This is a genomic window from Streptomyces sp. NPDC054813, from assembly GCF_053611365.1.
The window spans coordinates 84721-104533 of the sequence record NZ_JBSHAF010000032.1 but is presented as its reverse complement, the minus strand read 5'-3'; the positions used below and the strand labels follow the sequence as shown (position 1 = coordinate 104533).

At 72.2% G+C, this 19813-nt stretch carries 18 protein-coding genes; 6 read left to right on the top strand and 12 right to left on the bottom strand.

The window, feature by feature from the left end; translation table 11 throughout:
- Positions 1–321 precede the first annotated feature (321 nt).
- The gene (locus tag ACWGJB_RS43155) at positions 322–774 is read left to right on the top strand and encodes an ATP-binding protein (RefSeq protein ID WP_453385500.1); all 453 of its coding nucleotides are present in this window, start codon (positions 322–324) and stop codon (positions 772–774) included.
- On the opposite strand, the gene ACWGJB_RS43150 is transcribed toward ACWGJB_RS43155, so the two are convergent.
- The 3 genes from ACWGJB_RS43150 to ACWGJB_RS43140 all read right to left on the bottom strand — a co-directional run bounded on the left by ACWGJB_RS43150 (position 734) and on the right by ACWGJB_RS43140 (position 4623).
- Positions 734–2176, bottom strand: a complete 1443-nt coding sequence (locus ACWGJB_RS43150; protein WP_453385499.1) for an amino acid permease — start codon at positions 2174–2176, stop codon at positions 734–736. The two genes, ACWGJB_RS43155 and ACWGJB_RS43150, sit on opposite strands and share 41 nt — an antisense overlap.
- Positions 2177–2302: 126 nt before the next feature.
- Positions 2303–3310: an ornithine carbamoyltransferase gene (argF, locus tag ACWGJB_RS43145; protein ID WP_453385498.1), complete on the bottom strand. Its 1008-nt coding sequence runs from the start codon at positions 3308–3310 to the stop codon at positions 2303–2305.
- 89 nt (positions 3311–3399) lie between these two features.
- On the bottom strand, positions 3400–4623 hold the full coding sequence (locus tag ACWGJB_RS43140) for an arginine deiminase (protein WP_453385497.1): 1224 nt from the start codon (positions 4621–4623) through the stop codon (positions 3400–3402).
- Between the two features lie 128 nt (positions 4624–4751).
- Here ACWGJB_RS43140 and ACWGJB_RS43135 point away from each other — a divergent pair, with 128 nt between their 5' ends.
- Both ACWGJB_RS43135 and ACWGJB_RS43130 read left to right on the top strand, forming a co-directional pair.
- Positions 4752–5888 carry an SPFH domain-containing protein gene (locus ACWGJB_RS43135; RefSeq protein WP_453385496.1) on the top strand — a complete coding sequence of 379 codons (1137 nt, stop codon included), beginning with the start codon at positions 4752–4754 and terminating at the stop codon, positions 5886–5888.
- A 241-nt stretch (positions 5889–6129) separates the two neighbouring features.
- The gene (locus ACWGJB_RS43130; RefSeq protein ID WP_453385495.1) at positions 6130–7023 is read left to right on the top strand and encodes a hypothetical protein; all 894 of its coding nucleotides are present in this window, start codon (positions 6130–6132) and stop codon (positions 7021–7023) included.
- 18 nt (positions 7024–7041) lie between these two features.
- Here the strand turns inward: ACWGJB_RS43130 and ACWGJB_RS43125 are convergent, their stop codons facing one another.
- From ACWGJB_RS43125 to ACWGJB_RS43095, 7 genes are all read right to left on the bottom strand, one after another.
- Positions 7042–9585, bottom strand: a complete 2544-nt coding sequence (locus ACWGJB_RS43125) for a polynucleotide kinase-phosphatase (protein WP_453385494.1) — start codon at positions 9583–9585, stop codon at positions 7042–7044.
- Entirely contained in the window at positions 9582–11072 is a 1491-nt protein-coding gene (locus tag ACWGJB_RS43120) for a 3' terminal RNA ribose 2'-O-methyltransferase Hen1 (RefSeq protein WP_453385493.1), read from the bottom strand. Before ACWGJB_RS43120 ends, ACWGJB_RS43125 begins: the two co-directional genes overlap by 4 nt.
- Positions 11073–11185: 113 nt before the next feature.
- Positions 11186–12124, bottom strand: coding sequence for a DUF4232 domain-containing protein (locus ACWGJB_RS43115; RefSeq protein ID WP_453385492.1), 939 nt, complete (start codon positions 12122–12124; stop codon positions 11186–11188).
- Positions 12125–12223: 99 nt separating this feature from the next.
- Complete coding sequence (locus ACWGJB_RS43110) at positions 12224–13147, bottom strand: LLM class F420-dependent oxidoreductase (protein ID WP_453385491.1); 924 nt, start codon at positions 13145–13147, stop codon at positions 12224–12226.
- Between the two features lie 208 nt (positions 13148–13355).
- A complete protein-coding gene (locus tag ACWGJB_RS43105; RefSeq protein ID WP_453385490.1) occupies positions 13356–13814 on the bottom strand; it encodes a DUF6099 family protein in 459 nt (152 codons plus the stop codon).
- A gap of 194 nt (positions 13815–14008) precedes the next feature.
- Complete coding sequence (locus ACWGJB_RS43100) at positions 14009–14341, bottom strand: nucleotide pyrophosphohydrolase (RefSeq protein ID WP_453385489.1); 333 nt, start codon at positions 14339–14341, stop codon at positions 14009–14011.
- Positions 14338–15420 carry an ATP-binding protein gene (locus ACWGJB_RS43095; protein WP_453385505.1) on the bottom strand — a complete coding sequence of 361 codons (1083 nt, stop codon included), beginning with the start codon at positions 15418–15420 and terminating at the stop codon, positions 14338–14340. The genes ACWGJB_RS43100 and ACWGJB_RS43095 overlap by 4 nt, the downstream gene beginning before the upstream one ends.
- A 536-nt stretch (positions 15421–15956) precedes the next feature.
- Between ACWGJB_RS43095 and ACWGJB_RS43090 the strand changes: the two genes are divergently transcribed.
- Positions 15957–16184: a hypothetical protein gene (locus ACWGJB_RS43090; protein ID WP_453385488.1), complete on the top strand. Its 228-nt coding sequence runs from the start codon at positions 15957–15959 to the stop codon at positions 16182–16184.
- Between the two features lie 53 nt (positions 16185–16237).
- On the opposite strand, the gene ACWGJB_RS43085 is transcribed toward ACWGJB_RS43090, so the two are convergent.
- The gene (locus tag ACWGJB_RS43085; protein ID WP_360488923.1) at positions 16238–16627 is read right to left on the bottom strand and encodes a cell division protein SepF; all 390 of its coding nucleotides are present in this window, start codon (positions 16625–16627) and stop codon (positions 16238–16240) included.
- 238 nt (positions 16628–16865) lie between these two features.
- On the opposite strand from ACWGJB_RS43085, the gene ACWGJB_RS43080 reads away from it, so the two are divergent.
- Positions 16866–18662 (top strand): hypothetical protein, encoded by a 1797-nt coding sequence (locus tag ACWGJB_RS43080; RefSeq protein WP_453385487.1) that lies wholly within the window; start codon positions 16866–16868, stop codon positions 18660–18662.
- Here ACWGJB_RS43080 and ACWGJB_RS43075 read toward each other — a convergent pair.
- Positions 18643–19158, bottom strand: coding sequence for a YceI family protein (locus ACWGJB_RS43075; protein WP_453385486.1), 516 nt, complete (start codon positions 19156–19158; stop codon positions 18643–18645). The two genes, ACWGJB_RS43080 and ACWGJB_RS43075, sit on opposite strands and share 20 nt — an antisense overlap.
- A 100-nt stretch (positions 19159–19258) precedes the next feature.
- Between ACWGJB_RS43075 and ACWGJB_RS43070 the strand changes: the two genes are divergently transcribed.
- On the top strand, positions 19259–19756 hold the full coding sequence (locus ACWGJB_RS43070; RefSeq protein WP_453385485.1) for a MarR family winged helix-turn-helix transcriptional regulator: 498 nt from the start codon (positions 19259–19261) through the stop codon (positions 19754–19756).
- Positions 19757–19813: the final 57 nt, after the last annotated feature.

The window sequence follows — 19813 nt, the reverse complement described above, 5'->3', positions numbered from 1 at the left end:
GGTACCGGGGGCTTTCTTCGTTCTCGCGCGGGCGGCGGGGGCCCGGTTGCGGGGGGGTTGGGCGGTGTTCGCGTCACCCTTTCGCGGGCCGCGGCCCCCCCCCCCCCCGCGGGGGCCCCCCCGCGTTCGAGACGGTCACAAGGTCACAGCGCGTCAATAAGGCGGTAACAGAGCGGGCGGTCGTGCAGGACGGCCCGCCGGCCGGGGTAAGCAGTCCGTTGTCGGGCCGAAGGATGCGCCCGGGGCCCGCCGACAGGCTTCGGAACGGGACCCGTACCATTCCTACAGTTGAAAGCAGGACAAGCAGTGATCGCCTGCGCCATGAACGGAATCGCCGTGTACGAACCACCTTCCGCCGCCGCCTCCTGGCGCATCGCGCTGCCGCACACCGTCGCAGCCGTGCCGGTCGCCCGTGCCCTGGTGCGTTCGGCGATGGAGGGGGCCGACCACCCGGCGGACCCCGACACCGCCGAGCTGCTCACCGCGGAACTGGTCGCCAACGCCGTCGAGCATACCGCCGGCAAGGGGCCGATAGAGCTGGTCGTCGAGCTGATGCCGGGCGGCTGCAAGGTCGAGGTCCACGACCCGGACCCGGCGCCGCCGGGCCACCTGACCCGTCCGGTGATCGAGGAGCCCGACCCCATGGACGAGGGCGGACGCGGTCTGCTGCTGATCCGCGCCCTCAGCGCGTCCTGCGGGCACCGCCCCACCGAGTCGGGCAAGGCGGTGTGGTTCAGGCTTCCTGTAGTACCGCGTCAGTGGCGTCCGGCGTGACCACGTCACTGGTCGAAGCAGCCAGCGTGGATTTCCGGCGCCCGTAGCCGACGTAGACCAGCAGGCCCACGACCAGGAAGACGGCGAACTGGATCCAGGTCGCCCACCCGGTCTCGTACATCAGGTACAGGCAGAAACCGACGCCCAGCAGCGGTACGACCGGGTAGAGCGGCACCCGGAAGGTGCGGGCGAGGGACGGTTCGCGACGGCGCAGGGCGATCACCGCGATGTTCACCACCGCCATGACCGCGAGGGTGCCGATGGTGCACAGGTTCATCACCGCGTCCAGCGAGGCGAAGGCCGCCGGCAGCGCGAAGACGCCCGCGACGATCAGGGTCCCGGCGACCGGGGTGGCGGTCTTCGGGGAGACCTTCTCGAAGACGCGCGGGATCAGCCCGTCCCGGGACATGGACATGAGGATGCGGGTCTGGCCGTACATCACCGCGAGGACGACGGAGGCGATGGCGACGACCGCGCCGAAGGCGATCACACCGCCGCCGATCGTGGACCCGGTGACCTGGTTGACGACGTAGGAGAGGGCTGCGGGACGCCCTGCCACCTGGTCGCCGCCGATGGCGCCGGTCGCGGCCAGCGCGACCGCGCAGTAGAGCAGCGTGACCACGCCCATGCAGACGAGGATCGCGACCGGGATGTCCCGGCGCGGGTTCTTCGCCTCCTCGCCGGCCGTGGTGATCGCGTCGAAGCCGATGTAGGAGAAGAACGCGGCGGTGGTGCCCGCGCCGATGCCGCCGAGCCCTGCCGGGGAGAACGGCACGAGGTTGCCGTCCTTGAAGGCGCTGAAGCCGATCACGCAGAAGGCGATCAGGATGACGAGCTTCACGGCCGCCATCGCGGCGGTCGCCCGGGCGCTCTCCCGGACCCCGCGCACCAGCAGCACGGCGGCCATCGCGATGACGATCACGGCGGGGAGGTTCACGATCCCGCCGTCGCCGGGGCCCGCGGACAGGGCGTGCGGGAGCTGGAGGCCGGTGAGGCTGTGCAGCAGTTCGTTGACGTACTGGCTCCAGCCGACCGCGACGGCCGAGATCGAGATGCCGTACTCCAGCAGCAGGCACCAGCCGACCAGGAAGGCCGTGGACTCGCCGAGACCGGCGTAGGCGAAGGAGTACGACGATCCGGAGACCGGGATCGCGCCGCCCAGCTCGGCGAAGGAGAGGGCGGTGAAGACGCAGGTGATCGCGGCGAGGACGAACGAGATCACGACGGCCGGGCCGGCCTGGGCGACCGAGTCGGAGAGCCCGACGAAGATGCCGGTGCCGACGATCGCGCCGATGCCGAAGCAGATCAGCTGGAAGAGGCCCATGGTGCGGCGGAGGCCGTGGCCCGCGCGGTCGGCGCCGGATTCGGCGACCAGCAGGTGCGGGGACTTGATGCGGGGCATGCGGGTGGTGCTCGTTTCTGGTGGTGCGGGTGCGATCCGGGTCGGTCGCCGTGGCGGCCGCGACAGGGGTGGGCCGGGCCGCCGGAAAGAATAAGGCCTGGTGAGGCCGGAGCGTTACGGCGGCGGTCAGCCGAGCGTGGCCACCAGCACCGCCTTGATGGTGTGCATCCGGTTCTCGGCCTCGTCGAAGACGACCGAGTGCTCGGACTCGAACACCTCGTCGGTGACCTCCAGCTCGGTCAGTCCATGGCGTTCGAAGATCTCCCGGCCGATGTCGGTGCCCAGGTCGTGGAAGGCCGGCAGACAGTGCAGGAACTTGACGTCGGCGTTGCCGCTGGCGCGCAGCACGTCCATGGTCACGGCGTAGGGGCCGAGCAGCGCGATCCGCTCGTCCCAGACCTCCTTGGGCTCGCCCATCGACACCCATACGTCGGTGGCGATGAAGTCGGCGCCGCGCACGCCCTCCTTGACGTCCTCGGTGAGCGTGATCCGGGCGCCGGATGCCTCGGCGAGCCGCTCGGCCAGCTCGACGATCGTGCCGTCCGGCCACAGCAGCCGGGGCGCCACGATCCGCACGTCCATGCCGAGCAGGGCGCCGGTGACGAGGTAGGAGTTGCCCATGTTGTAGCGGGCGTCGCCGAGGTAGGCGAAGGCCATCGCGGTGAGCGGCTTGTCGCTGTGCTCGGTCATGGTGAGCACGTCGGCGAGCATCTGGGTGGGGTGCCACTCGTCGGTGAGGCCGTTGTAGACGGGGACCCCGGCGAACGCGGCCAGCTCCTCGACCACGCCCTGGCTGTGCCCGCGGTACTCGATCGCGTCGAACATCCGGCCGAGGACCCGGGCGGTGTCCTTCACCGACTCCTTGTGTCCGATCTGCGAGCCCGCCGGGTCCAGGTACGTGGTGTGCGCGCCCTGGTCGGCGGCGGCGACCTCGAAGGCGCAGCGGGTGCGGGTGGAGGTCTTCTCGAAGACCAGCGCGATGTTCTTGCCGCGCAGGTACTGCGGCTCGGCCCCGGCCTTCTTGGCCGCCTTCAGTTCGGCGGCCAGCCCGACCAGCCCGCGGAACTCCTCCTGGGTGAAGTCCAGCTCCTTGAGGAAGTGGCGGCCGGCGAGGGCGGTCGGGACTGTCGCCATGGGGGCGCTCCAGCAGTAGAGATCGACGCGGGGACTTTTGGAAGTCTATACGACGTTTCACATTTCTATACAGACACCTTGGCCCTCACCTATACGGCGTCCCGCTCCACCGGGCAGCTCATGCAGCGCGGACCGCCCCGCCCCCGGCCCAGCTCGCTGCCCGGGATCTCGATCACCTCGATGCCCTGCTTGCGCAGATGGGTGTTGGTGGTGGAGTTGCGCTCGTAGGCGACGACCACACCGGGTTCGACGGCGAGAACGTTGCAGCCGTCGTCCCACTGCTCGCGCTCGGCCGCGTGCACATCCTGGGTGGCGGTGAGGACCCGGATCTCGCTGAGGCCGAGGGCGGCGGCGATCGCGCGGTGCATGTGCTCCGGCGGATGGTCGGTGACCTTGAGTTCCTTCTCGCCGGTGCCCGGTTCGATGGTGTACGAGCGGAGCATGCCGAGCCCGGCGTACTGGGTGAAGGTGTCGCCGTCGACCATCGTCATGACGGTGTCGAGGTGCATGAAGGCGCGCCGCTTCGGCATGTCCAGGGCCACGATCGTCTGCGCGGAGCCCGCCGCGAACAGCTTGTGCGCGAGCATCTCCACGGCCTGCGGGGTGGTGCGTTCGCTCATCCCGATCAGGACCGCGCCGCTGCCGATCACCAGGACGTCGCCGCCCTCGATGGTGGAGGGGTAGGCGGCCTGCCCCTCCGACCAGACGTGGAACGTTTCGCCACGGAAGAGCGGGTGGTGCCGGTAGATCGCCTCGAAGTGCACGGTCTCGCGCTGCCGGGCCGGCCAGCGCATGGCGTTGATGGAGACGCCGTCGTAGACCCAGGCGGAGGTGTCCCGGGTGAAGAGGTGGTTGGGGAGCGGCTCCAGGAGGAAGTCGTCGAGGTCCATGACATGGAAGCGGACCGAGGTGGGCTCCGCGTGCCCGTCCAGGAACTCCCGCTTGGTCATGCCGCCGACCAGCGCCTCGGCCAGCTGGGGCGCGGGCAGGTTCTCGAAGGCGGCGCGCAGGTGGTCGGTGGCGAGCGGGCCGTACTCCTTCTCGTCGAAGACCCGGTCCAGGACGAGGGTGCGAGCCGCCGGGATCGCCAGCGTCTCGGTGAGCAGGTCGCCGAAGAGATGGACGGCGACCCCGCGGTCCCGGAGCACGTCCGCGAAACCGTCGTGCTCGGCCCTGGCCCGGCGCACCCACAGGAGGTCGTCGAAGAGAAGGGCGTCCTTGTTGCTGGGGGTGAGCCTTTTGAGCTCCAGATCCGGCCGGTGCAGGATGACGCGGCGCAGCCGCCCGGCTTCGGAGTCGACATGGAATCCCATGACTCCATCCTGACCATCGCGGACCGGGTTCACCCCCAGGTCGACCGTTTCTTCTTCTCGTCCTCTTGACGACAAGCGGAGCGGACGGGATTATTGTCATGCTGACTCTAAATCACGAGGGGGGCACCATGGCCGACATCACCCGGCGGCTGGGCCGGCGCCATCTGCGCGGGGCACCGACGGCGCACATCAGACATCACCGGGGCGGGAAGCTCCTGCACGACGGACCCGGCATCAGCTTCTGGTTCCGCGCGCTCACCGCGGCGATCTCCGAGATACCGGTCGACGACCGCGAGCTGGCGATGACCTTCCACGCCCGCACGGCCGACTTCCAGGACGTGTCGGTGCAGGCGACGGTCACCTACCGCGTCGGCGACCCGGCACTGGCGGCCGCCCGCCTCGACTTCTCGATCGATCCCGACACCGGGGCCTGGCGCGGCACCCCGCTGGAGCAGCTGGGCACCCTGCTCACCGAGACGGCCCAGCAGCACGCGCTGGCCGTGCTGGCCCGCACCCCGCTGGCGGCGGCCCTGGTCGACGGGGTGGCGGCGGTCCGGGAACGGATCGCCGAGGGGCTCGGCGCGGAGCCCCGGCTGCCGGCCACCGGGATCGAGGTGGTGGCCGTTCGGGTGATGGCGCTGCGGCCCGAACCCGAGGTGGAGCGGGCGCTGCGCACCCCGGCCCGCGAGCAGATCCAGCAGGAGGCCGACCGGGCCACCTACGAGCGGCGGGCGGTGGCCGTCGAGCGGGAGCGGGCGATCGCCGAGAACGAGCTGGCCAGCCAGATCGAACTGGCCCGCCGCGAGGAGCAGTTGGTCGAGCAGCGGGGCACCAACACGCGGCGCGAGGCGGAGGAGCACGCGGCGGCCGACGCGGTGCGCGCGGAGGCGGAGGCCGCGAGGTCGGTGAAACTGGCGGAGGCGGAAGCCGCCAGGTCCGTGAAGCTGGGCGAGGCCGAGGCGGCGCGCACGGTACGGCTCGCGGAGGCGGAGGCGGCCCGGTCCGTGAAGCTGGGCGAGGCCGAGGCGGCCCGGGCGGTCACGCTCGCGCGGGCCGAGGCCGAGGGGGCCCGGGAGATCGGCGAGGCCCGGGCCGCGGCACAGGCGGCCTGGCTGCGGGTGCACGGCGAGGTGGACGTGGCCACGCTGCACGCCCTCACGGGCACCCGGCTCGCCGAGAACCTGCCGCGCATCGACAGCGTGACCGTGTCGCCGGACGTGCTGACGGGGTTGCTGGCGAAGCTGGGCTCGGCGGAGGGGGCGTGAACGCGGCCCGCAGGTCCCCGGCAGGGGACGGCACGGGGGGCGCGGCCGCCCGGAGGGCCGCTGATTCGGCGGCGCCCCGGCCCGCCGTCCCACCGAGGCCCGCCGCCCGGGCCGGCCGAACCCCCATCGGAAAAGGCACCGGAAGCACGACCGGCCGCCGGACCGCGGAACCAGCCGCACCCCGGCCCGCCGTCCCACCGAGGCCCGCCGCCCGGCCCGGCCGAACCCCGGAGGCGGCGCCATGAGCCTCGCGCCCCGCGTGGTCCTCGTCCACCGCACCACCGAGTACGACGAGTTGGTGGCCCACCACGGCACCCACGGGCAGGCCGCCTTCTTCCTCTCCTCCCGCGGGCGGGACATCGAGGAGGTCGCCGAGCGGCACCGCCGGACCGGGCGGGCGCTGGCCGAGGTGGCCTCGGCGATTCCGCTGACCTGGCGCCAGGCCCGGGTCGAGCGGGCCGACCTGGACCGTTTCCTGTTCGGGCCCGAGGACGTGGTGGTGGTGGTCGGCCAGGACGGGCTGGTGGCGAACGTGGCCAAGTACCTGGACGGCCAGCCGGTGATCGGGATCGACACCGACCCCGGCCGCAACCCCGGTGTGCTGGTGCGGCACCGGCCGGAGCACACGGCCGTCCTGCTGGCCTCGTTCCAGGGCACGGGCGCCGACGAGCTGACGATGGTCGAGGCGGTGGCCGACGACACCCAGCGGCTCGTGGCGCTCAACGAGATCTATCTGGGAACCGCCGGTCATCAGACCGCCCGATACCGCCTGGGCCTCGAGGGCGACGGGGGTGTCGTCGAGGCCCAGGCTTCCTCCGGGGTGCTGGTGGGCACCGGCACGGGAGCCACCGGCTGGCTGCGCTCGGTGTGGCAGGAGCGCGGCGCCCGGCTGACGCTGCCCTCCCCCACCGAGGAGCGCCTGCTGTGGTTCGTCCGCGAGGCCTGGCCGTCACCGGCGACCGGAACATCCCTGGTCGCCGGTGAACTCACCGCCTCGGCGGCCCTGACGCTCACGGTCGAGTCGGACCGTCTGATCGCCTTCGGCGACGGCATCGAGACCGATGCCCTGGAGCTGACCTGGGGGCAGACGGTCCGGGTCGGAGCCTGCGCCCACCGGCTCCGGCTGGTCGGCTGACCCCGGTGCCGGCCGGCCTCACAGCCGGGGGTCGACCGGCTCCGACTCCAGGGCCAGCACCCCGAACACCGCCTCGTGGATCCGCCACAGCGGCTCGCCGTCCGCGAGGCGGTCCAGGGCCTCCAGGCCCAGCGCGTACTCGCGGATCGCCAGGGACCGCTTGTGGTTGAGGAACCGGTTGCGCAGCCGGGCCAGGTTGTCGGGGCGGGTGTACTCGGGACCGTAGATGATCCGCAGGTACTCACGGCCCCGGCACTTGACACCGGGCTGGACCAGCCGGCCCTTCGAGTCGCGCACCACCGCGCCGAGCGGCTTGACGACCATGCCCTCGCCGCCCCGGCCGGTCATCTCCAGCCACCAGTCGACACCGGTCCGCACCGACTCCGGGTCCCCGGCGTCGACGTACAGGCGCCGGGTGGTCCGGAGCAGGTCGCTCGGGTCGTTCTCCACCAGCCGGTCCAGGAGGGCGAGCTGCTCGTCGTGCGGGAGCGCGGCGAGGCTGCGGCCCTGTACCGCGAGGATCTGGAAGGGGGCGAGGTGCACCCCGTCCAGGCCCTCGGTGGTCCAGCAGTAACGCCGGTAGGCGTCCGTGAACGCGGACGCGTCGGCGGCGCGTTCACGCTGCCGGGTGAGCAGGCCGCCGACGTCCACACCGCGCGCCGACGCGCCCTCCAGGGCGGCCAGCGCACCCGGGAACACCGCGCCGGAGGCGGCGCCCACCGCCGCGTACTGGGTGCGCAGCAGGCCGCCGGCCTTGAGCGACCAGGGCAGCAGCTCGGCGTCCAACAGGAGCCAGTCGGTGGCGAGTTCGTCCCAGAGTCCGGCCGCGTCGACCGCGGCGCGGATCCGGCCGAGGATCTCCTCGGTGACCGACTCGTCGTCGAGGAACGGGCGTCCGGTGCGGGTGTAGAGGGAGCCGGTGGGACCCGGCGCGACGCCGAAGCGCTTGTGCGCCACCTCCGCGTCCCGGCACACCAGGGCCACCGCCCGCGAGCCCATGTGCTTCTCCTCGCACACGACCCGGGCGACCCCGTCCTCCGCGTACTGCGCGAAGGCCTCGGCCGGGTGCTCCAGATAGCCGTCAACGTGCGATGTGGCCGTCGGAGCCATGGTCGGCGGAAGGTACGGCAGCAGGCGCGGGTCGATGGCGAAGCGGCTCATCACCTCCAGGGCGGCCGCCGCGTTCTCCTCACGGACCGCGATCCGGCCCTGGTGCCGGGTCTCCACGACCCGCCGGCCCTGCACGTCCGCCAGGTCGAGCGGACGCCCGTCCTGGCCGCCGGGCGCCTCGGCGCGCAGCGGCCGGGCCGGCTCGTACCAGACCCGCTCGGCCGGTACGTCGACCAGCTCCCGCTCCGGCCAGCGCAGCGCGGTCAGCTTGCCGCCGAAGACGGCGCCGGTGTCCAGGCAGATGGTGTTGTTCAGCCAGCTTGCCCCCGGGACGGGCGTGTGGCCGTAGACGACGGCCGCCCGGCCCCGGTAGTCCTCGGCCCAGGGGTAGCGCACCGGCAGGCCGAACTCGTCTGTCTCGCCGGTGGTGTCGCCGTACAGCGCGTGCGAGCGGACCCGGCCGGAGGTGCGGCCGTGGTACTTCTCGGGCAGGCCGGCGTGGCAGACGACCAGCTTCCCGCCGTCGAGGACGTAGTGGCTGACGAGCCCGTCGATGAACTCCCGTACCTGCTGGGTGAACTCCTCGCTCTCGCCGTCCATCTGCTCGATGGTCTCGGCGAGTCCGTGGGTGTGCTGGACCTTGCGGCCCTTGAGATACCGCCCGTACTTGTTCTCGTGGTTGCCGGGCACGCACAGGGCGTTGCCCGACTTCACCATCGACATCACCCGGCGCAGCACGCCCGGGCTGTCCGGACCGCGGTCGACCAGGTCGCCGACGAACACGGCGGTACGGCCGTCGGGGTGCACGCCGTCGGCGTATCCCAACTTGCCGAGCAGGGACTCCAGTTCCGAGGCGCAGCCGTGGACGTCGCCGACGATGTCGAAGGGTCCGGTGAGGTGGGTCAGGTCGTTGAAGCGCTTCTCGGTGACGACGGTCGCCGACTCGGCCTCCTCGACACCGCGCAGGATGTGCACCTTGCGGAAGCCCTCACGCTCCAAATGCCTGAGGGAGCGCCGGAGTTCGCGGATGTGGCGCTGGATGACCCGGCGGGGCATGTCGGCGCGGTCGGCGCGGGCCGCGTTGCGTTCGGCGCACACCTCCTCGGGCATGTCCAGGACGATGGCGATGGGCAGCACGTCGTACCGCTTGGCCAGGTCGACCAGCTGGCGCCGGGACTCCTGCTGCACGCTGGTCGCGTCGACGACCGTACGGCGGCCGGCCGCCAGCCGCTTGCCCGCGACGTAGTGCAGCACGTCGAAGGCGTCCTTGGTGGCGCCCTGGTCGTTCTCGTCGTCGGAGACCAGTCCCCGGCAGAAGTCGGAGGAGATCACCTCGGTCGGCTTGAAGTGGCGGCGCGCGAAGGTGGACTTGCCGGAGCCGGAGGCGCCGACGAGGACGACCAGGGAGAGGTCGGTGACGGGAAGGACCCGTCCGGCTGTCTGCTCGGTCATGCTGCCTTCGCCTCCTTCACGGCGGGAGCGGTGGCGCCCGTCCCGGCTGTGCTCATCTCGAAGACAGCCATCTGGGTGGGCGGGCCGACCTCGGGGTCGTCCGGGCCCACGGGGATGAACTCGACTTGGTAGCCGTGGAGTTCGGCAACCCGAGCGGCCCAGGAGCGGAACTCCTCGCGGGTCCACTCGAAGCGGTGGTCGCCGTGCCGGACGTGTCCGGCGGGGAGGGTCTCCCAGCGGACGTTGTACTCGACGTTCGGCGTGGTCACCAGGACCGTGCGCGGGCGGGCGGCGCCGAACACGGCGTACTCCAGGGCGGGCAGCCGGGGCAGGTCGAGGTGCTCGACGACCTCGCTGAGCACGGCGGCGTCGTACCCCTTGAGCCGCTGGTCGGTGTAGGCCAGCGAGCCCTGGAAGAGCTTGACGCGGGCCGCCTGGCGCTCGCTGATGCGGTCGAGCTTGAGCCGGCGCGCGGCGATGGTGAGCGCCCGCACCGACACGTCGATGCCGACGATCTCGGTGAACGACGGGTCCTTCAGCAGCTCCTGCACCAACTGGCCCTGCCCGCAGCCGAGGTCGAGGACCCGGGCGGCACCGGCCCGGCGCAGCGCCCCGAGGATCGCCTCCCGGCGCTGCACCGCGAGCGGCGCCGGCTTCTCCTCCGCCTCCGTCTCCTCCTCGACCGCGTTGTCGATCTCCTCGACCTCGCTGTCGTCGGTCTCGGCGAGCCGCACCAGCTCCAGCCGCTCCATCGCCTGCCGGGTCAGCGACCAGCGGCGGGAGAGATAGCGAGTGGTGATGAGCTTCTGCTCGGGGTGGCCGGGCAGCCAGCCCTCGCCCGCGCGCAGCAGCTTGTCGACCTCCTCGGCGGACACCCAGTAGTGCTTGGCGTCGTCGAGGACGGGGAGCAGGACGTAGAGGTGGCGCAGCGCCTCGGCGAGGGTCAGCGCCTCGGACTCCAGGACGAGACCGACGTACCGCGAGTCGCCCCACTCCGGGAACGCGGTGTCCAGGGCGACCGGTTCGGCGGTCACCGTCCAGCCGAGCGGCTCGAAGAGGCGTCGTACCAGGTCGGGGCCGCCCCGTGCGGGCAGCACGGGGACCTCGACGCGCAGCGGCCTGGTCTGCTCCGGGGCTTCGGGACGGGCCCGGCACACACCGCGCATCGCGCTGGAGAAGACGTTGCCGATCGCCACGGCGAGCAGCGAGGAGGCCGCGTACGGGCGGTCGTTGACGTACTGTGCGAGCGCCGCGTCGGGTGCCCCGCCGCGCCCCTTGCCCTTGCCGCGCCGGACCAGTGCCACCGCGTCGACCTCCAGGAGCAGCGCGGCCGTGCAGCGCTCGGCATCCGCCTCGGGGTAGAAGACGTGCGCGATGCCGTAGGAGGTCGAGAACGTCTGCGCGTTGTCGGGGTGCTTGTGCAGCAGGAACCCGAGGTCGGTCGCGGGACGTTCGGGGGTGCCGGTGGTGGTGATCGTCAGGAACACGGTGGGTCGCCTCGAAAAGGGTCCGGAAACAGTGCGAAAGCGCTGGTCGTGCGCTTGTGCGCGGTTCCAACGTACAGAGGGTCGCCGTAAGGGGCCGCCGATTTTCTCCCGCGTTACCGGTCGGCCCGCTTCCAGGCGCCGACGCCGAGCTTCCCCGTGGTCCCGAGATCCAGGCCCGGGGTAACCATGACGGGCGCGGCGCCCGGCTTCGCCAGGACCCGGACGTAGGGCACGTTCACCGGCGTGCCCGCCAACGTCGTGTTGCGCCAGATCAGGCCGGAGAGGGCGGTCTCACCGGGTTTCAGGACGAGCGGGACGGGCGGCCCGTCGAAGCCGGTTCCCGAAGCGATGGCCGCGCCGCCGTGCAGGATGCGTATGCCGTCGACGGGCTCACGGTTCTCGTCCAGGAGGCTCAGCTCCGGGTAGCCGTCGAGCGAGAGGTCCCGCTCTCCGCAGTTCTCCAGGTGGAGTCCGACGACGCGCAGGCCCATCGCGGCGTCGCCGTCGTCGGCCCACAGCCGCACGCCCGAGGAGGGACAGGCACCCGTCTGGCCCGGCGCCTCGTCCGCGGGGACCTTTTTGACCTCGGCCACCTTCACCCGGGTCACCGGGGAGGCGCCGGGGGCGAGCACGCCCAGGTCGACGGTTCCGCTGGTACTGCGGCCCGGCTCGACCCCGCGCACGGTCACCTTCCGGGAGCCCATGACGGCGCCGGTGTCCGTCGTGAAGTCGAAGAGCACGGTGTAGGTCATGGCTTCGTCGCCGTCGTTGCTGACCTGGTAGGCGGCGGAGATGCCCGAGTCACCGGCCCCGGGCAGCGGGTCCGCGTGCACCCGGCCCGGCGTGGCGGACGGGGTCGGGCTCGGGGAGGCCGCGGGGATGGTGACCGAGGTGATCCGTACGCCGTCCACCGGCGGGTCGGTGACGGTGGCGCGGGGTGCCGGGACGTCCGCGCCGGCGCCGCGGCCGGTGTCCGCGTGCTCCGCGCCGCACGCCGTGGCCAGGAGAAGGGCGACGGCGGTGCCGAGGAGACGGGGGTGAGGTCTGCGCATCCGGCCACCTCATCAGGGCGAACCCCGAACGACTGTGGTGGAAGCCATAGTTCCGGTCACAGCCGAGTCACAGCTGACCGGATGCGCGGCCCGGGTCGGTTACGACAGCTGCGACTGGACCTGGGCGGAGATCAGCTCCAGGTGGTCCAGGTCGGACAGGTCGAGGATCTGGAGGTAGAAGCGCTGCGAGCCGATCTCCGCATAGCGGCCGATCTTGTCGACGACCTCGGCCGGGGTGCCGGCCAGGCCGTTCGTCTTCAGCTCGTCGACCTCACGGCCGATCGCGGCGGCGCGGCGGGCGACCTCCTGGTCGTCCTTGCCGACGCAGACCACGAGGGCGTTGGAGTACGTCAGCTCGTCGCTCTTGCGGCCGGCCGCCTCCGCGGCGGCACGCACCCGGCCGAACTGGGCCGCGGTGTCCTCGATCGAGGCGAACGGCATGTTGAACTCGTCGGCGTACCGAGCGGTCAGCTTCGGGGTGCGGGTGGCGCCGTGGCCGCCGATCAGCACCGGGATCCGCGCCTGGGCGGGCTTGGGCAGCGCGGGCGAGTCGGTGAGGTCGTAATAGGTGCCGTGGAAGTCGAAGGTCTCGCCGAGCTTGGTCTCCCACAGCCCGGTGACGATCGCCAGCTGCTCCTCCAGGCGGCCGAACTTCTCCTTCGGGAAGGGGATGCCGTACGCCTTGTGTTCCTCCTCGAACCAGCCCGCGCCGAGGCCGAGTTCGACCCGGCCGCCGGACATCTGGTCGACCTGGGCGACCTGGATTGCGAGCACGCCGGGCAGCCGGAAGGTGCCCGCGGTCATCAGGGTGCCGAGGCGGATCCGCTTGGTCTCGCGGGCGAGCCCGGCCAGGGTGATCCAGGCGTCGGTGGGGCCGGGCAGGCCGTCCGCGTCGCCCATCTTCAGGTAGTGGTCGGAGCGGAAGAAGGCGTCGAACCCGAGCTCCTCGGTCGCCTTGGCGACGGTGAGGAGGGTGTCGTAGCTCGCGCCCTGCTGGGGCTCGGTGAAGATGCGAAGGTCCATGCGTCCATCCTGCACGGCCGCGGCCCCGTCAACCGCACCGGCACCGGGCGCCGCGCGCGTCCCCGCCAGGGTGAATGAGTTCGGGTACCGGTCGCAGACGTGCGAGGCGTGCGGACGCCGGCGCTCCGGTGGTGCGTCGTGGGCACCGGCCCCGCTCCGTTCCGGAGGAGCCGGGAGGGACGGCTCGCGTCGAGGCCGGTGCCGGAGGTCAGCCGTCGCGGACTTCCTCTCTTGCCGCCAGTTTGCGCAGCATCTCCAGTACCCGGTCCCGGGACTCGTCGGCCGCGTCGATGGCCTCCATGCACTGCCAGTACGTCGCCTCGTCGGCCGCCGTGCTGGCCATGCCGACCAGCGTGATGCCGACCTCGGCAAGGAGGCCGCCGAGGGAGAGAAGCGTTGCACGCGCGTCGTCCAGTTCGGTGAGCTGCGCGGCACGCAGGGTGCCGGGGTCCAGGTCAGGGGCGCCCAGAATCCCGCATCCCCGCCCCGCCAGCTCGGTCAGGCCGAGGGCCTCGCCGCGCAGCTCGGGCGGGCCGGAGACGGCCAGCCGGCTGCCGATCGCCTGGGCCAGGGCCTGGGCCTGCCACACCTCGGTCATCATCTCCGGTGCACCGGCACCACTCGCCAGCGCCCGTCTGCTCGCCACGATGAGCCGCATCGCGTCCATCCGTCGCCCCGTCCCCGTCGGTCCGAACTGCCTTGCAGCATTCAGTAGTTCACTACCCAGAGTGAAGGTGCGCGAGACGTAGAGCCAGAGGAAGGGGGAAATCTGTGGACAACAATTCGGATTCGGGCGGGGTTCCGGCTACCGAGCGTTATACCGGAGTACCGCACTCCCCCCTGACCCCCCATGACCTTCCGTCAGGCGGGCGGGAACCGCTTCTCGTTGCGCTCGATCTTCGCGGCCAGCGCGGCCAGCGGGTCGATCTCCAGGACCCCGCAGAGCTGGAGCAGATAGGACAGGACGTCGGCGACCTCGTCCGTGACCTTGTGGGCGGTGTCGGGGTCGTCCATCACCCGGGCGGACTCCTCCGGGGTCAACCACTGGAAGATCTCGACCAGTTCGGAGGCCTCGACACTGAGGGCGGCCACCAGGTTCTTGGGCGTGTGGTACTGCCGCCAGTCACGGGCGGCGGCGAACTCGGCCAGCCGGTGCTGGAGCTTCGCCACGTCGAGAGGTTCTTCGTCGCTCACGCGTCCAGGTGTACCACTGTGATCGCCCCGGCCTCGGCGGCCCACGTCGCGTCGCTCACCGCGCCGACGAAGCGGATGTGGCCGCGCTCGCCCATCAGGACGGCGGTGCGCAGGAGTTCGGTGCGCTGGCGGGGGTCGAGGCAGCGGTCGAAGCCGTCGGCGAGGACGGTGAGGCTGCGCATGGCGTCGGGGACCTCGCCGGGTGCGTCGACCTCCAGGACGCCGGGGCCGGTGAAGAGGACCAGGGCGAGGGCGAGATAGCGCAGTTCGCCGTCGCCGAGCCGGGCCAGCTCCGAGCGGTGGCCGTCGCCGCGGTCGACCAGCGCCCTTACCGTGCCGTCGCCGAGCAGCTCGGCGAGCAGGTCGGTCACGGGGCCGGCGCAGCCGGTGCGTACCGCGTCGACGAGCAGCCCGTGCCGACGGCCGCACTCGGAGCGGGTGCGCCACAGGACGTCCGCGAGGTTGTCGCAGCCGCGCAGCAGGCGCCCCGAGCCGGTCAGGACGGGGGTGCGCATGCCCTCGGGGCGCGGGTCGCAGGCGAACACGGACCGCAGGGCGACGACCATCTGCTCGGCGGCGGCGAGGACCTGGCGCTGCCCGTCGGTCTTCCCGGCGACGCGCAGCGGCAGCAGGGCGGTGCCGAGCCGGTCGTCGGGCAGCGGGGCCCTGGTCACCGGGGAACTGCCCGCCGTGTGCCAGGCGGCCTGTACGGCCCGCCGTCCGGGGTCGCGCAGGGCGGTCTCCAGCAGCACGAGGCCGCCGGCGGTCAACCGTTCCCCGACGATGCGGAGTTCGGGCTCGGCCTGCACGGCGACATCGAGCCGTACGGGCCCCTCGGTGCCGTCCGCCGTACACCCGATCCGGAACCCCCGTCGCCGCTGCGCGTCGGGCCGCGCCCGCTCCGGCACCAGCGCGACGGGGTCGGGGAACACCTCCGCGACCGAGGCCCCGCCCCCCAGCCGCGCCAGCGCCTCGTAGGCCGCGAGCGCCGCGGACTTCCCACTGCCACTGGGCCCGGCGAAGAGAGTGACCGGCCCCAGCGAGAAACCCGCCCCCCGATGCCGCCCGAAAGCGGACAGCCGAAGCTCGGTGACCCGGGGCCGGGGGTCGCGTCGGGGGGCGGTGGGAGCGGGAGCGGCGGAAGAGCCACCGGCTGGCCGGGCGGACGATGCAGCGGCAGCAGGAGCCGAAGTGACGGAAGAGGCACCGACCGGCCGGGCGGACGATGCAGCGGCAGCGGGAGCCGAAGTGACGGAGGAGGTGCCGACCGGGCGGGCGGACGATGCAGCGGGCGGCGGACCGGCGGTCCCCGCGGTCGGCGGTTTCGCGCGGCGGCCCGACCGGGCGCCGGGTACCGTCTCCTGCGGTTCGGCGGGGTTGGCGGGGCGGGACTCGCGGGGGCGTTCGGGTCCAGGGCCGTCGGGGAGCGTCGGGACGCTCGATGGTGCCGGTGGTGGCACGGCTTCAGGTGACGTCGGCGTATCGCCTGGAGCGGAACCGGCGGACGGAGAGGGGCGGGACGCGGGCGAGACGGGGGGCACGGCCATATGCGGACCGTAGGGCTCCGGACGATCGGCGAACCGTTCCGCCGACGGGACCTTCCTACGATCGGGGGATGCGCGCGCCATCACCCCATGCCCGACGCGCCTTCCGCCGAGCCGTGGACCACCGCGCCGCCGCCCCTTCCGCCAAGAAGGGCGCGCCGAGCACCACTCCCTCCGCCGAGCGGACCGCAGCGGCCGCCGCACCCTCCACCAAGGAGCGCGCGCCGCCAGCCGCCGCCCCCACCAAGCAGCCCGCGCCGCCAGCCACCCCCACCGGCGAAGAGGCCGCCGGCCAGTGACCCTCCGTCGAGAAGGTCGCGTCGGGCGTGCGCGGCTCTGCCCGGACGGGTCCTCAGCCCCCCGACACCCCCGCCCCCTCCATCAGTCCGCTGACCTCCGTGCCGGGCGGGGTGAGGAGGAAGACGTTGCGGTCCACCCGGTGCATTCCGCTCGCGAGGCCGAAGACGACGCCCGTGCTGAAGTCGAGGACGCGCTTGGCGGTCTCCGTCTCCGCGCCGGTCAGGTCGAGCAGGACCGGTATCCCGGCCATCAGCGTCTCGGCGACCTCGCGCGCGTCGGCGAAGACGTTCACCCGCAGCACCACGAAACGGCGCCGCGTCTCGGTCTCCGCGTCCGGCAGCGCCCGGTGGCCCACCGCCGACGGCCAGGCGTCCCGGCCCCGCAACGGCACGACCTGGGCGAGCCCCTCCCACTGTTCATCGGTGACGTCGTAACGGCTCACCGGCTCCCCCTGACCTGACTCGCACTCGATGCCTGCACCAGCCAATTCTTACGCCAAGTCACCCGTTCGGCCCAACAGCGACACGAAGCGCGAACGACTGTGGGCGCTCATGCGAAGAAGAGGAGGTCTTGTCACTATTAGGGCGATTGCCGCGCATTGGGGGCTTCTTACCGCCCTCACACCGGACTCTTCTCCTCCTACGGCGCCCCGCTCACCGCCCGGGATTAGCGTCCGATGCGTGCACTTGGCAGAAACACAACAGGTGACACCCGACCGGCGGACACAGTCGGCGGTGTCCGCCGCCCCGGGAGAGCCCGGAGATCCCGCAGATCCCGGAGCCCCCGCACCCTGGCATCGCGTCCTGACCCTCCTCGCCGACATCGGTCTGTTCATCGGCACCCGCTCGTTCTGGACGCAGGCGGCCACGCACCACCTGGCCATGGCGGCCCTGATCTCCGTCTGCTACGCCTCGATCCTGGTGACCGGAGTACTGACGCTGACGGTCCGCAGGACCCGGTCGCTGGCCCGCCTCGACCTGCTGGTCCTGATCACGGCGGTGGTCCTCGCCCTGTGCGCCTGGGCGCTGAACCACAACGGCGGCGACGAGGGCGTCCTCACCACCCAGGCCGCCAGGGAGCTCGTCGCCGGCCACGCCGTCTACGGGCAGCCCTGGCCCTGGCTGTTCCACGGCACGGGCATCGCCCTCACGCCGACGATAGGCGGCGGCTACGACTACACGTACGGCTATCCCCCGCTGGCGCCGCTGCTGACCGTCCCGCTGTTGTGGCTGGGCCATTCCGGCACCCCGGCGACGGCGGTGTGCACGGGCGCGCTGATCGCCGGCACGATCACGCTGTGGCGGATGCTCCCGGCGCCGTGGCGGTCCGCGGCGACGCTGGCCTGCCTGGGATTCGGTTTCCTGTCGACGTACGCCCGGGTCGGCTACCCGGCGATCATCGGGCTGGCCCTGCTGATCCCGGTGATGGTGCGCTGGCCGCGGACCGGTGCGGGCGGCCGGCTGGGCACGGCCGGGATCGCCCGGGCCGCGTGCCTGGGTGCGGCCTGCGCGGCACAGCAACTGCCCTGGTTCGTCACGCCGTTCCTGCTGGCCGGGATCTACGCGGTGCGGCGCGGGGAGCTGGGCGGCCGGGCCGCCGCTCTGGTGGTCCTGCGGATCGTCGGCGTCGCCGTCACGGTCTGGCTGCTGATCAACACGTACTTCATCGTGTCCGAGCCCGGCCGCTGGCTGGGCGGGATCGCGCTGCCGCTGACCCAGGGCGCCGTGGTGCACGGCCAGGGCCTGGTGGACGTCACGCTGTACTTCACCGACGGCAGCGACCGCATCGACTGGTACTCGCACGCCAGCATGCTGCTCGCGGCGGCCCTGCTCGCCCTGTTCGTGCTGTTCGTACGGCGCCTCGGCCCGGTGGCGACCGTGCTGCCCTGGCTCGCCTTCTTCCTGGCGACCCGCTCCCAGGACGGCTACTACCTGCTGATGACCCCGCTGTGGCTGGCGGCCGCCGTCACCGCGCCCCTGTCGGAGTTCGAGCGTGCCTGGCAGCCGCGTCCGGCCTTCCTCACCGGGTCCCGCCGCCGGCCCGTCCTGGTCGCGACGGTCGCCCTGCTGTTCGCCCCGGCGCTGGCGAGCGCGGCCCTCGCGGTGTCCGGCAAGCCGCCGCTGCGGATGGAGATCACCGCCCTGCGCCGGGCCGAGCGGTCGCCCGCGGTGGTCCGGGCGATGACGCTGAAGGTGGTGAACACCGGCAGCACCCCGCTCACCCCGCACTACACGCTCACCACCGGCCAGGGCATGAGCATGTACTGGCTGCTGGTGCGGGGCCCGGCGACGATTCCCGGGCACGGCACGGCGAGCGTCGAGCTCCGGCCGCCGAACGGCCGCTTCGGCATCCCCGCCAAGCCGAGCACCCGGATCCGGCTGCGCGCCTTCACGGCGGACCCGCAGACCCTGTCCAGCCAGTACGTCACGCTGCGTCAGACAGGCCCTGTACCGCCGGTCAGGCCGCCGCGCGGGTGAAGCGCAGGGTGGCGGTCACCGTGGTCGGGCCGCCCATCATGCGCATCTGGTTGAAGGTGACCCCGAACTCCTCGCGCACCACCGTGAACTCGGCCTCCAGCGTCAGGCCGTCCGCGTCGGCCGAGACCAGCTTGGCGGTGACCTGCTGCGGCCTGCTGACGCCCCGGACGGTCAGCTGGCCGTCGACGTGCACCGCGTCGCCCGCGCCCCGCTCGGCACCGCGCACCGCGAAGGTGATCTCCGGGTGGTTGGCGGCGTCGAAGAAGTCGGCCGAGCGCAGATGGTCGTCCCGCTTCTTGTTCTTGGTGTCCAGGGAGGCCGCGTCGATCGCCAGCGTGCCGGTGGCGGTGCCGTCGGCGGCGACCTCGCCCCGCCCGGTGACGCCCGTGAAGGTGCCCTTGACGGTGACCAGGCCCCACACCGACTTGTGCCGGACGGCGACGGTTGAGGCGGTCGGGTCGAGCTGCCAGAGGCCGGTTTCCACGGTGACGGTCATGGCCGCGCTCCGATCGATTGATGGTTCAAATTTGGATGACTGCGGTACGGCTGCACGCTAGCCCAATATCCAAATTTGAACAACAGGTAGACTCGATGCCATGGCCGCCGCCCAGGAACACCCCGCAGAGCTGCCCGAATGCCCGTCCCACGCGGGCGATGGGCTGCTCCCGGCCGAACTGCGCGCCTGGATGCTGCTGCTGGCCGCGACCGGGGCGGTGGAGCAACGGCTGCGGTCGGTCGTGAAGAAGCGGCTGGACGTCTCGCACGACGAGTTCCTGATCCTGTGCCTGCTGGCCGAGCAGCCGCGCGAGGGCCTGCGGATGACCCGGATCGCCGAGCTGCTGGGCCGCCCCAAAACCCGCCTCACCTACCAGATCGCCTGCCTCCAGCACGCCGGCCTGGTCACCCGCAAGGCCGTCTGCGAGGACAGGCGGGGCATCGAGGTCGCCCTCACCGACAAGGCCCGGAGCCTCCTCGAGGACGCCTCCGTCACCCTCGCCGAGACGGTCGGGGAGGCGTTCGCCCACGTCATCGGAGCGGACCAGCGCGAGGCCCTGAGCGCACTCGTGCCGCGGCTCGCCGACGGCACGCGCTGACCGCACGAATCAGCCCACTTCCCCCTCGGGAGGCTCAGGTCACAACCACTGAGAGGG